At 71.6% G+C, this 12,160-nt stretch carries 15 protein-coding genes; 10 read left to right on the plus strand and 5 right to left on the minus strand.

The features are described 5' to 3' along the window. Positions 1-12: 12 nt before the first annotated feature. The gene (locus tag I2W78_RS34820; protein WP_196464214.1) at positions 13-345 is read left to right on the plus strand and encodes a glyoxalase superfamily protein; all 333 of its coding nucleotides are present in this window, start codon (positions 13-15) and stop codon (positions 343-345) included. Positions 346-353: 8 nt separating this feature from the next. On the opposite strand, the gene I2W78_RS34825 is transcribed toward I2W78_RS34820, so the two are convergent. After that, positions 354-1,295: a DMT family transporter gene (locus I2W78_RS34825; RefSeq protein ID WP_374222713.1), complete on the minus strand. Its 942-nt coding sequence runs from the start codon at positions 1,293-1,295 to the stop codon at positions 354-356. Between the two features lie 62 nt (positions 1,296-1,357). Between I2W78_RS34825 and I2W78_RS34830 the strand changes: the two genes are divergently transcribed. After that, entirely contained in the window at positions 1,358-2,260 is a 903-nt protein-coding gene (locus I2W78_RS34830) for a LysR family transcriptional regulator (protein ID WP_196464216.1), read from the plus strand. Positions 2,261-2,863: 603 nt separating this feature from the next. On the opposite strand, the gene I2W78_RS34835 is transcribed toward I2W78_RS34830, so the two are convergent. Then, the gene (locus I2W78_RS34835) at positions 2,864-3,331 is read right to left on the minus strand and encodes a pyridoxamine 5'-phosphate oxidase family protein (protein WP_196464217.1); all 468 of its coding nucleotides are present in this window, start codon (positions 3,329-3,331) and stop codon (positions 2,864-2,866) included. 130 nt (positions 3,332-3,461) lie between these two features. Between I2W78_RS34835 and I2W78_RS34840 the strand changes: the two genes are divergently transcribed. Then, on the plus strand, positions 3,462-4,103 hold the full coding sequence (locus tag I2W78_RS34840) for a cysteine hydrolase (RefSeq protein WP_196464218.1): 642 nt from the start codon (positions 3,462-3,464) through the stop codon (positions 4,101-4,103). 3 nt (positions 4,104-4,106) lie between these two features. Here I2W78_RS34840 and I2W78_RS34845 read toward each other — a convergent pair whose 3' ends face one another. Beyond that, a complete protein-coding gene (locus I2W78_RS34845; protein ID WP_196464219.1) occupies positions 4,107-4,589 on the minus strand; it encodes a Rieske (2Fe-2S) protein in 483 nt (160 codons plus the stop codon). A gap of 212 nt (positions 4,590-4,801) precedes the next feature. Here I2W78_RS34845 and I2W78_RS34850 point away from each other — a divergent pair, with 212 nt between their 5' ends. The 7 genes from I2W78_RS34850 (at position 4,802) to I2W78_RS34880 (ending at position 10,833) form a co-directional block, all read left to right on the plus strand. Next, on the plus strand, positions 4,802-5,554 hold the full coding sequence (locus tag I2W78_RS34850; protein WP_196464220.1) for a HipA family kinase: 753 nt from the start codon (positions 4,802-4,804) through the stop codon (positions 5,552-5,554). Then, on the plus strand, positions 5,551-5,967 hold the full coding sequence (locus tag I2W78_RS34855) for a DUF3037 domain-containing protein (protein ID WP_196464221.1): 417 nt from the start codon (positions 5,551-5,553) through the stop codon (positions 5,965-5,967). The genes I2W78_RS34850 and I2W78_RS34855 overlap by 4 nt, the downstream gene beginning before the upstream one ends. Positions 5,968-6,103: 136 nt before the next feature. Further along, entirely contained in the window at positions 6,104-6,865 is a 762-nt protein-coding gene (gene fabG / locus I2W78_RS34860; RefSeq protein ID WP_196464222.1) for a 3-oxoacyl-ACP reductase FabG, read from the plus strand. Positions 6,866-6,876: 11 nt separating this feature from the next. Beyond that, on the plus strand, positions 6,877-7,638 hold the full coding sequence (locus I2W78_RS34865) for an SDR family oxidoreductase (protein ID WP_196464223.1): 762 nt from the start codon (positions 6,877-6,879) through the stop codon (positions 7,636-7,638). Positions 7,639-7,840: 202 nt separating this feature from the next. Continuing rightward, complete coding sequence (locus I2W78_RS34870) at positions 7,841-9,421, plus strand: ABC transporter substrate-binding protein (protein ID WP_307783915.1); 1,581 nt, start codon at positions 7,841-7,843, stop codon at positions 9,419-9,421. Between the two features lie 81 nt (positions 9,422-9,502). Next, the gene (locus I2W78_RS34875; RefSeq protein ID WP_196464225.1) at positions 9,503-10,195 is read left to right on the plus strand and encodes a uracil-DNA glycosylase; all 693 of its coding nucleotides are present in this window, start codon (positions 9,503-9,505) and stop codon (positions 10,193-10,195) included. A gap of 116 nt (positions 10,196-10,311) precedes the next feature. Continuing rightward, entirely contained in the window at positions 10,312-10,833 is a 522-nt protein-coding gene (locus I2W78_RS34880; protein ID WP_196464226.1) for a hypothetical protein, read from the plus strand. Positions 10,834-10,907: 74 nt separating this feature from the next. Here the strand turns inward: I2W78_RS34880 and I2W78_RS34885 are convergent, their stop codons facing one another. Next, a complete protein-coding gene (locus I2W78_RS34885; RefSeq protein WP_196464227.1) occupies positions 10,908-11,384 on the minus strand; it encodes a hypothetical protein in 477 nt (158 codons plus the stop codon). Positions 11,385-11,519: 135 nt separating this feature from the next. Beyond that, a complete protein-coding gene (locus tag I2W78_RS34890) occupies positions 11,520-12,032 on the minus strand; it encodes a DinB family protein (RefSeq protein ID WP_196464228.1) in 513 nt (170 codons plus the stop codon). Positions 12,033-12,160: the final 128 nt, after the last annotated feature.

Here is a 12,160-nt window from a genome sequence, read left to right on the forward strand (position 1 = left end):
AACGATGGGGTCATGGACGAGGACGTCATCCCGATCCTGCGCGTGGCCGACGCCGCCGCGGCGGTCCGCTGGTACGAGCGCCTGGGCTTCGCCCAGCAGTGGGAGCACCGCTTCGAGCCGGGGCTCCCGGCGTTCGTGGAGGTGGCCCGGGGGCCGGTGAGCCTCTTCCTGTCGGAGCACACTGGCGACGCCCGCCCCGACACGCTGGTCTATCTGCGGCTCGCCGACGTCGACGAGGTCGCCGCCGAGTTCGGCGTGCCGGTGCGGCAGGCCCCGTGGGCCCGCGAGATCGAGCTGCGCGACCCCGACGGCAACCGGCTGCGGATCGGCACGCCGAAGGACTGACCGCCGGCTCAGCTCCGGGGCCTGACCTGCGTCAGGGCCGCCCCCACGAGGACGATCAGCGCGCCGACCGGCGTCGACCACGTCAGGGACTCGCCGAGGATGGCGACGCCTGCGGCGGTGGCGATGACCGGGATGAAGTAGGTGACCATCTGGGCGGTGGTCGGGCCGACCTCGGCGACCAGGCCGTACTGGATCAGCAGCGCCAGGCCCGTGCCCAGGGCGCCCAGGGCCGCGACGGCGAGCAGCGGCACCACCGGGAAGGCGGTCGGCATGCTGGTGAACAGCGGTGTGACGACCGCCAGTTGGAGCGTGGCCAGCAGCAGCTGGGCCCCGGTCAGGGACAGATGCGAGTCACTGGACCCGGCCAGTGTGCGCCGGACGTAGATCCAGCCGATCGGGTAGCTGAGCGAGGCGAGCAGTGCCAGGGCGGTGCCCGTGGGGTCGACGCCGGTGAAGCCCTGCCAGGCGCCGAGCACCGTCAGCACGCCGAGGAAGCCCAGGCCCAGGCCGGCGACCCGGACCCGGGTGGGCCGGTCCTCGGAGAGGGCGACCATGGACAGGGCCATGCCCCACAGCGGTGAGGTGGCGTTGCAGATGCCGGCGAGCGTGGACGGAATCGTCAGCTCGGCGTAGGCGAACAGGGAGAACGGCAGCGCGTTGAGCAGGAGCGCGGCGACCGTCAGATGGGCCCAGGTGCGCGCCCCGCGCGGGAGTCGCTCGCGCTTCATGGCCATCGCCGCCGCGAGCACCGTCGTACCGAACACCAGGCGGCCGAGTGTCACCTGGAAGGGGACGTAGCCGTCGGTGCCCACCTTGATGAGCAGGAAACTGAAACCCCAGACCAGCGACACGGCGGCGAAGCGGATTCGCCAGTCGATCGTGCGGCGGGCGCGTGCTTGTACAGGACTGTCGGTGGCTTTGGTCGTGGCGGTGCTCACGGAAGCAACCATGCGGGACGTCATCTCGTAGCACAAGCGAGATTTCGCACGCCGTACCTCGTAGCATTGCTTATATGTTGAGCCTGGACCGTCTCCGCACCCTCGACGCTCTCGCCCGGCACGGCTCGGTGAGCGGCGCCGCCGAGGGGCTGCACATCACGACCTCGGCCGTGTCCCAGCAGCTGGCCAAGCTGGAGCGCGAGGTCGGCCAGCAACTGCTCGCCAAGCACGGGCGGGGTGTCCGGCTCACCGACGCCGGACGGCTGCTCGCCGAGCACGCGGCGCGCATCCTGTCGCAGGTCGCCCTCGCCCAGTCCGACCTGGAGGCGCAGCGCGGACAGGTCGCCGGTGAGCTGCGGCTGTCGGCGTTCCCGACCGCCGCGCGCGGGCTGTTCCCCACCGCGCTCGCCACGCTGCGCGCCGCCCATCCCGGGCTGCGGCTGCGCACCTGCGAGCTGGAGCCGGAGCCCGGCATCCGGGGTGTGGTGCGCGGCGACCTCGATCTCGCCGTGGTCCTGGACTGGTACAACAAGCCGATGGCGCTGCCCGACGGCCTGGTCAAGGCGTCGATCCTGGACGATCCGGCCGACGTGGCGATGCCCGCCGGGCATCCGCTCGCCGGCCGGGACGAGGTGGACCTCGGGGAGTTCGCCGAGGACGAGTGGATCACCTGGGGTCAGGGCGAGTTCTGCCACGAGTGGCTGATGTTCACGCTGCGCTCCCGTGGCGTCGAGCCGATCCTCGGCCACCGCGCCGCCGAGACGCACACCCAGCTCGCGCTGGTCGCCGCCGGGCTGGGCGTGTGCATCGCCCCACTACTGGGCCGCCATCCGATGCCCGCCGGGGTCGTCACCGTGCCGCTGAAGCAGGGGGTGCGGCGGCATGTGTACGTCGTCTGGCGCGCGGACGCCGACCGCCGCCCGTCCATCCGAGCGGCGGTGTCGGCCCTGCGGGCGGCGGGAGAGAGCGTCGGCTGAGCGCCTGCCGGCGGGCCGAGCGGCGCGGGGCTTCGACCGGCTGGGGCATGCCCGTGACCCCAGGCGCTGGTTGGCCGGGGCGGGGCAGCAGTCCGAGGGCGCTGAGGAAGTCGGCCCACCTGGGCGGGCCAAGGGGCCGAGGGCGTTGGCGGAGTCGGTCGGCCTCGGGTGGGCCAGGGGGCCGAGGGGGCTGAAGGAGTCCGTCGGTCTGGGCGGGTCGGGGGCCGAGGGGGCTGAAGGAGTCGGTTGGCCTGGGCGGGTCGGGGGGCGAGTGGTGTGGACGGAGTCGGGGGGCGATGCGGGGCGGCGGTCCCGGCGTGCTGGAGGAGTCGGTCGGCCGGGGCGGGCAGGGGTCCGACGGCGCTGAAGGAGTCGGCGGGTCCTCGGCGCGCGACGGGGCGAGTGGTGTGGACGGAGTCGGGGGGCGATGCGGGGCGGCGGTCCCGGCGTGCTGGAGGAGTCGGTCGGCCGGGGCGGGCAGGGGTCCGACGGCGCTGAGGGAGTCGGTCGGCCCGGGTGGGCAGGCGTCCGTGGGTGCTGAGGCAGCCGGTCGGCCCCCCGCGGCGGCGGTTCGAGTCGCGCTGAGGGTGTTCGTCGGGTGTGTTACAGCGACCCCAGCTTGCGGAAGTCCCAGGACACCGTCTTCGACGGCGTGAGCCGCATCCAGGCGTGTCGGCCGTCGTGCGGCATGTCCTCCAGGCCGAAGTTCTTGCGGGCGAACAGCATCTCCGGCACGTCGAGTTCGGCGCACAGCTCCCCGGTGCGCGGGCTCTCGCCCACGAACTCGACGGTCCCGGACAGCTCGACGCCGCGCAGCTCGTCGTACTCCTCACCGGTGTCGACCACGATCGCCACCCGCGGATCACGGCGTAGATCCGCCCACCGCTTGCTGCGCACCACGGAGTACAGCCACATCGACGTGCCGTCCCAGACGAACCAGAGCGTGCTCACGTGCGGCGCCCCGTCGGCCGACACCGTGGCGACCCGGCAGGTGCGCTGGCTGGTGAGGAACTCGTCCAGCTCACCGGGCGTCATCATGATCTTCCGGCCCCGGCGCTGAGTGGCTGTCATGTGTTTCCCTCGGCTTCCCCTCGAAAGAACGGCACCTGACGATACGTCAGAAAGAATGGGCCGTCTTCCATCCCCGTGCAATGGTGGTTAATCTCACCCGCTCCCACACCGCCGGCCACCAGGGGGCGCCATGCCGTCGTTCGAACAGCTCAGCGAACTGCTCGACCCCGCGACCACGGTGCTCCTCACCGTCGAGTGCCAGCAGGGCGTCGTCGGCCCGGACAGCGCGCTGCCGGAGCTGGCGAAGGAGTTCCGCTCCTCGGGCGCCCTCGGCAATGTCGCCCGGCTGGTGGCCGCCGCCCACGAGAGCGGCATCCAGGTGATCCACGCCATCGCCGAACGCCGCCCCGACGGCCGCGGCGCGAGCCACAACGCCCGCCTGTTCCGCGCCGCCGAACGGCTGCCCGTCCAACAACTGGCCGGCACCGCGGCGGTGCGCGTCGCCGCGCCGATCGAGGTCACCGAGGAGGACATCGTCGTACGACGGCTGCACGGTCTGTCACCGATCCAGGGCACCGACGTCGACGCGCTGCTGCGCAACCTCGGCTGCCGCACCCTGATCGTCACCGGCGTCTCCGCCAACGTGGCCGTGCCCAACGCCGTCTTCGACGCCGTGAACCGCGGCTACACGGCCGTGGTTCCGGCCGACGCCATCGCGGGGGTGCCCGCCGACTACACCCCCGCGATGATCCGCAACACCCTCGCATTGGTCGCCACGGTCGCGACCACGGACGAGGTGCTGGCGTGCCTCAGGCCCACGCGCCGGCGCTGACGGTCAGGCCAGGGTGATCGAGTCGCCACTGACGTTGATCTGCACCTCGGGCAGCGGCTTGGTCGCGGGCCCGCTCTGCACGCTGCCGTCGGTGATCGAGAAGTTGCTGTTGTGGCAGGGGCAGTTGATGATGCCGTTCTCGATGCTCTTCACCGCACACCCCTGGTGCGTGCAGGTGGCCGAGAAGGCCTTGAACTGGCCGGCCGACGGCTGGGTGACCACGACCTTCTCGGCCTCGAACACCTTTCCGCCACCCTCGGGGATGTCGGCGACGGTCGCGAGCGCGGCACCGGCCGCGGCGTTGCCGCCGTCCTCCGGAGTGCTGCCGCTGTCCTGGGAGCTGCCGCTGTCCTGGGAGCTGCTGGACGAGTCGCCGTCCGAGCCCCCGCACGCGGTCAGCGCGACGGCGAGCCCCGCCGCTCCGGCCGCCGCCACGACGGTACGACGGTTCGGTCCTGCCGTGGGCCTGGGCGATGCGCTGGTCATGCTGGCGTTCCCTTCGGGAGGTGTCTCGTGATCCGCCGTGAGGTACGGCCCCGGCGGACTGCCTGTTCAGACGATGTCGAAATCCTCGCCCGCCCAGCACGAGAGGTGGGTAAAACACGCCTGTCGGTTCCCTGTCGATCTCGGCGCGTTCCCGAGCGCCCTGCCGCGGGATCCCGACCCGCGCCCCCGTCACACGACAGTAACCTGGGGCGATGCTCAAGGAAGTCATCGCAACCCGCTACATCACGCCGCTGCGTGAGGGCGGCTCGCTGCCGGGACTCGTCGAGGCCGACGACTTCGGGACGTACGTGATCAAGTTCACCGGCGCGGGGCAGGGCCGCAAGACACTCGTCGCGGAGGTCGTCTGCGGTGAACTCGCCCGTCGGCTCGGTTTCCGCGTGCCCCGCCTGGTGACCCTCGACCTGGACCCGGTCCTCGGGCTCGGTGAACCCGACCAGCAGGTCCAGGAGCTGCTCAGGTCCAGCGGCGGCACCAACCTCGGCATGGACTTCCTCTCCGGCGCGCTCGGCTTCGACCCGCTCGCTTTCGCGGTGAGCCCCGAGGAAGCCGGGCGCATCGTCTGGTTCGACGCGCTGGTCAACAACGTCGACCGCTCCTGGCGCAACCCCAACCTGCTGATGTGGCAGGGCGAGCTGTGGCTCATCGACCATGGCGCCACCATGATCTGGCACCACAACTGGCCCGGCGCCGAGGCCTCCGCCGCCCGCCCGTACGACGCGTCCGACCACGCCCTGCGGCCGTTCGCGCCGGACGTCACCGCGGCCGCCGCGCTCGCGCCGCTGGTCACCGAGGAACTGCTGGCCGAGGTCACCGCCGAGATCCCCGACGCCTGGCTGACCGGCGAGCCCGGCTTCGACACCCCGGACGACCTGCGCCGGGCCTACGCGCGAGCGCTGCTCGCGCGCGCCGCAGTCGTCCACGAACGCATCGAGGGGATCAAGTGAGCGAGCGTCACATCACCCGGGCCGGCCAGGGCGGCGGCCGGGACGTCTTCGAGTACGCGCTGCTGCGGGTCGTACCACGCGTCGAGCGCGGCGAGTGCATCAACGCGGGCGTGCTCGTGTACTGCCGGGCCAAGGCCTACGTCGGCGCCCGCACCCATCTGGACGAGGCGCGGCTGCTGGCCCTCGACCCGGACGCGGACGTGGCCGGCGTGCGTGCCGCGCTGCGCGCGGTGGAGGGCGTGTGCGAGGGAGGGGAAGCGGCCGGGCAGGCGGCGGGCGACGACGCCGGGCGGCGTTTCCGCTGGCTGATCGCGCCGCGCTCCACGGTCGTGCAGCCCGGGCCCGTGCACACCGGACTGACCGTCGATCCGGTGGCCGAGACCGAACGGCTGCTCGACCTGCTGGTGAGGTGAGGGATCACATGCACCCCGATGGGCCGTTGACACGGGGTGCCAGGGCTTCTAGCGTCACGTCTGCTGAAGGTACTAAGCGGTCGCTCATCGGGGAGCGTGCCGCTGAGCCGCATCCCAAGGGCGAGGAGAAGCAGCAATGTCCACCACTGAGCAGCGGGTCGCAGTCGTCACCGGTGCCGCGCGCGGCATCGGCGCCGCCACCGCCGTACGCCTGGCGGCCGAGGGCCGCGCGGTCGCCGTGCTCGACCTCGACGAGGCCGCCTGCAAGGACACCGTGGAGAAGATCACCGCGGCCGGTGGCAAGGCCATCGCGGTCGGCTGCGACGTCTCCGACGAGGCGCAGGTCGAGGCGGCCGTCGCCCGGATCGCCGAGGAGCTCGGCGCGCCGACGATTCTCGTGAACAACGCGGGCGTGCTCCGCGACAACCTGCTGTTCAAGATGAGCGTCGCCGACTGGGACACCGTCATGAACGTGCACCTGCGCGGCGCCTTCCTGATGTCGAAGGCCTGCCAGAAGCACATGGTGGACGCGGGCTTCGGCCGGATCGTCAACCTCTCCTCGTCCTCCGCGCTCGGCAACCGGGGCCAGGTCAACTACTCGGCCGCCAAGGCCGGTCTGCAGGGCTTCACCAAGACGCTCGCCAAGGAGCTCGGCAAGTTCGGCGTCACCGCCAACGCCGTCGCCCCCGGCTTCATCGCCACCGACATGACCGCCGCCACCGCCGAGCGCGTCGGCATGGGCTTCGAGGACTTCAAGGCCGCCGCCGCCTCCATGATCCCCGTCCAGCGTGTCGGCGAGCCCGAGGACATCGCCAACGCCATCGCCTTCTTCACGGGCGACGCGGCCGGCTTCGTCTCCGGCCAGGTGCTGTACGTCGCCGGCGGACCGCTCGACTAGGGAGCACGGACATGACTGAACTTCCTGAACTCTCCGGCAAGGTCGCGCTCGTCACGGGCGGCAGCCGCGGCATCGGCTACGGCGCCGCCGAGGCGCTGGTGGCACGCGGTGACCGTGTCTGCATCACCGGCCGCAACGAGGACGCCCTGAAGGAGGCCGTCGAGCAGCTCGGCGCCGACCGCGTCATCGGCGTCGCCGGCAAGGCGCACGACGTCGACCACCAGGCCGTCGCCGTCGAGCGCACGATGGAGGCCTTCGGCCGGGTCGACTACCTGGTCAACAACGCCGGGACGAACCCGGTGTTCGGGCCGATCGCCGACCTCGACCTCGACGTGGCGCGCAAGGTCTTCGAGACCAACGTCGTCTCCGCGCTCGGGTTCGCCCAGAAGACCTGGCACGCCTGGCAGAAGGACAACGGCGGCGCCATCGTCAACATCGCGTCCGTGGCCGGCCTGTCCCCCTCGCCCTTCATCGGCGCGTACGGCATCAGCAAGGCCGCGATGATCAACCTGACCCTGCAGCTGGCGCACGAGTTCGCGCCCAAGGTGCGGGTCAACGCGATCGCCCCGGCCGTGGTGAAGACCAAGTTCGCGCAGGCCCTGTACGAGGGCCGGGAGGCGGAGGCGGCCGCCGCCTACCCGCTGGGTCGGCTCGGTGTGCCCTCCGACATCGGCGGCGCCGCCGCGTTCCTCACCTCGGCGCAGGCCGACTGGATCACCGGCCAGACGCTCGTCGTCGACGGCGGCATCTTCCTCAACGCCGGGACCGGCTGACCGGATCGGGTGCCTTTTCGGACAGGGGCACCGTTTCCGTTGACGGAAACGGTGCCCCTGTCGACATATCGGCGGCCTACGGGCCGATGACAACGTCGTCATGCGGAAGCTGATCACCGACCTCGCGCAAGCACGGTTCAGGCCGTCAACGGCTGCGATAGGGTCTGCCGACCCTTGGTATGGCAGATCGAGGAGCGTGCGCGTGTTCAACCGGAATCGAGGCCTGCGGCAAGTGGCCGCGATCGCTTCCATATCCCTGCTGGCCGGGTGCAGCCTGTTTTCGGACGGCGACCCCGCCGAGGGGGGTCCGATCGTCGTGGGGACCACCAGCGCCCCCAGCACGCTGGATCCGGCCGCCTCCTGGGACGGCTCCTGGGAGCTGTTCCGCAACATCTACCAGACGCTGCTGAGCTACCCCAACGGCGCCACCACGCCCCAGCCCGACGCCGCCCAGAGCTGCGAGTTCACCGACTCGACGAACCGGGCGTACCGCTGCGAGCTGCGTGAGGGGCTGACCTTCTCCGACGGTGACGCGCTCGACGCGCAGGCCGTCAAGCACTCCATCGACCGGATCCTGGCCATCAACGCGCCGGGCGGCCCCGCCGGGCTGCTGGGCAGCCTGGACCGGGTGCAGGCGCTCGGCGACCGCGAGGTCGTCTTCCACCTCAAGACGGCCGACGCCACCTTCCCGTTCGTGCTCGCCACCCCCGCCATGTCCGTCGTAGACCCGGACGACTATCCGGCCGACGCCCTCCGCGAGGACGGCGGCGTCACCGGCTCCGGGCCGTACCTCCTCGACTCCTACGACGAGGGGGCGCGGGCCGAACTCGTCCGCAACGACGGCTACAAGGGCTTCGCCGAGCGAAGAAACGATGCGGTCACGATCCGTTACTTCCAGGACTCCGGCGCCATGGTCAAGGCCCTGCGCGACCAGGACATCGACGTGACCTACCGCGGCCTCGCCGCCGACGACATCGTCGCGCTCCAGGGCAAGGACGCCGACGAGACCCTGCAACTCGTCGAGGGAGCGGGCGCCGACATCAGCTACCTGGTGTTCAACCCCAGGGACGAGTGGGCCGGGAAGACGGCCGTGCGCCGGGCCGTCGCCCAGGTCGTGGACCGGGCGACCATCGCCCACCGGATCTACAAGGACACCGTCGACCCGCTGTACTCGATGGTCCCCAAGGGCCTGACCGGCCACACCACCGGCTTCTTCGACGACTACGGCGACCCCGACCCGGACAAGGCCCGCGCGATCCTCACCGAGGCCGGCATCACCGACCCGGTCCCGCTCACCCTCTGGTACACCACCGACCGCTACGGCTCCGAGACCGCCGTCCTGTTCAAGGAGCTCGAGCGGCAGCTGGAGGCCTCCGGCCTGTTCGAGATCACCCTGAAGAGCAGGCCCTGGAAGACCTACGTCGAGGGCTACCAGAAGGGGGAGTACCCGGTGTTCGGGCGCGGCTGGTTCCCCGACTTCCCGGACGCCGACAACTACATCGCCCCCTTCGTCGGCGAGCAGAACGCCCTGGGTACGCCCTACCCCGCGCCCAAGATCACCGGGGAGCTGCTGCCGCGCTCCCGCCGCGAGAGCGACCGCGCCCAGGTGGAGGCCGACTTCGAGGAGGCCCAGCAGATCCTCGTCCGGGACGTACGGCTGCTGCCGCTGTGGCAGGGCAAGCAGTACGTCGCCGCGAACGAGGAGATCTCCGGCGCCGAGCGCGCGCTGGACCCGTCGACGATCATGATGGTGTGGGAGCTGTACCGGAAGACGAGCTGGTGACAGCGCCCGTGGCGGCCGTTGTCAGTGGTCGCCGGTAGGTTCTGTGGTCTGGAACCGACCGCACACCGTAAGGAAGTTGACGTGACCGACATCGCCATGCTGCCCGAGTCCTGGCGCGGGGTCCTGGGCGACGAACTGCACAAGCCCTACTTCAAGGAGCTGACGGAGTTCGTGGAGGAGGAGCGGGCGAAGGGTCCCGTCCACCCCCCGCGTGAGGAGGTCTTCGCGGCACTCGACGCCACGCCGTACGAGCAGGTGAAGGTCCTGATCCTCGGCCAGGACCCGTACCACGGCGAGGGCCAGGGCCACGGCCTGTGCTTCTCGGTCCGCCCCGGGGTGAAGACCCCGCCCTCGCTGCGCAACATCTACAAGGAGATGCAGCAGGAGCTCGGCCTGCCGATCCCGGACAACGGCTATCTGATGCCGTGGGCCCGGCAGGGCGTGCTGCTGCTCAACGCGGTGCTGACGGTCCGGGGCGGCGAGGCCAACTCGCACAAGGGCAGGGGCTGGGAGAAGTTCACCGACGCGGTGATCCGCGCGGTGGCCGAGCGGCCCGACCCGGCGGTGTTCGTGCTGTGGGGGAACTATGCGCAGAAGAAGCTGCCGCTGATCGACGAGACCCGCCATGCGGTGGTGAAGGGCGCGCACCCCTCGCCGCTGTCGGCGAAGAAGTTCTTCGGCTCCCAACCGTTCACGCAGATCAACGAGGCGATCGCGCGGCAGGGGCACGAGCCGGTGGACTGGCGCATCCCGAACCTGGCCGACCTGGCCTGACCTGCGCTGCTCGGGGGCGGGCCGACGTCGCGGGTCGGCCCCGCCTCGCCGGGATTGCGGGTGGCTGCCGTTAGCGTCGGGACCGACGGGACGTCGGCGAGTGCGCGGAGGGCGCGGTGGCGGAGCGACAGGAGCAGGCGGCGCCGGATGCCGTGCTGACGCGGATCGGGCAGGTCGTCATGCTGCATCACGCGGGGGACCGCGAGGAGGCTCGGCATCGCTTCCAGAAGCTCTGGGCGGAGATCGGCGAGGACGGCGAGCCTCTGCACCGCTGCACGCTGGCCCACTACATGGCCGACACCCAGGACGACCCCTCCGACGAACTGGCCTGGGATCTGCGGGCCCTGGGCGCGGCCGAGGAGCTGACCGGCGACCGTCTCGCGGCCGACGAGGGCGCCCTTGCGGTACGCGCCCTGTATCCCTCCCTGCACCTGAACCTCGCCGCCGACTACGTCAAACTCGGCCACGCGGACGCCGCCCGCACGCACCTGCGCCAGGCACGTGGGGCGGCGGACGCCCTGGGCGACGACACGTACGGGGACGGGGTGCGGGCAGCCATCGGACGACTGGAGCTACGGCTCGGGGAAGAGGGTTCGCCGGACGGGGGAGGCTGGGGGCCGCCTCGGCAGCGGCCGTGAAGCGGCGCCGTGTGCCCGGCGGCCGTGCAGCGGTGCCCCGGCGTCGGCCGCCGTGATCCGCGGCCCGCGGCCCCTCACCGTCCGTACGTCTGCTCGCAGATCACCGCCTCCGGGCTGTCCGGGCGCCAGCCGCCGTACTTTCTGCCCAGGGCGCACACGTCGGTGTTCTCGCCGATCGTGCCGGAGACGTCCGGGATCCGGGCGGGCGGTGGCTGGTACGAGCGGCGGGGCTCGGGAGTGGGTGGGGCGGGGCGCGGACGGGACTCCGTGCGCGAGGCCGGGGGTTGCCCGGTCGGTGACGGGGCCTCCGTGGTGGGGCGGCGCGGCTCCGGCGTGGTCGGATCGGGTCGGCGGGACGGGCCGATCATCTCCAGGGCCTCGCGGGCCGGCGCCTGCACGATCTGCGGTTCGGTGCGGCCGTCCGGGCCCGGCGCCGTCGGCTGGACCGGCACCGGCGGCACGGCGGTGGGCCCCCGCTGGACGGTCACACAGCCGGAGACGGCCGAGAGGGCCACGGTGACGAGCAGCGCGGTGGTCGTCGTTCGATGCACCCGCGCAACTCTGGTGGCTCCGGCCCCGCAGGACCCGGCGGACAAGCACAGGTTGCTCCGGACGGGTGAACTACGCCCCCGCAGGGAGGGCGCGCACCCGGCCGGGCTGACGGACAGGGGCGTACCGCCGAGGGCTCATTCGCCCGTGGCGCCGTCGACCCGCTCGCGGATCAGATCCGCGTGCCCGTTGTGGCGGGCGTACTCCTCGATCATGTGGGTGTAGATCCAGCGCAGGTTGAACGGCTCGTCGGTGAAGCGGCTGCGGCCCTTGGACAGGTCGTCCAGTCCGAAGCCGGCCGCGTTGCGCCGGGCGATCTCGATCTCAGCCTGCCAGGTACCGTACGCCTCCGCCCAGGTGTCCGCCTCGGTGAGGTGGAACTCTCCGTCGGGGTCCTCCTCGGAGTAGTAGATCGGCCCCGGATCGTCGCCGGCCAGCGTCTCGCGGAACCAGCCCCGCTCCACCTCCGCCATGTGCCGCACCAGCCCCATCAGGGACAGCTCGGACGGCTCCACGGCCATGGTCCGCAGCTGCGCGTCGCTCAACCCCTCGCATTTCCAGGCGAGGGTCTGCCGGTGATACTCCAACCAGCCCTCCAGCATGCTCCGTTCGTCGGCGTTCTGTGCGGGTTCGCTGCGCTCCGTCGTCATGGGCGGCATCCTCGCCCACCGCCGAGGAATCCACCAGCAGTTTTACGACCTCCCAGGCCGCCCAGCAGGCCCTCCGCCCCGGCCGAGCTGCTGCGGCTGTTCGGTGACTGGCACGACCCGATCCCCGC

The organism is Streptomyces spinoverrucosus, from assembly GCF_015712165.1.
Taxonomy (GTDB): Bacteria; Actinomycetota; Actinomycetes; order Streptomycetales; family Streptomycetaceae; genus Streptomyces; species Streptomyces spinoverrucosus_A.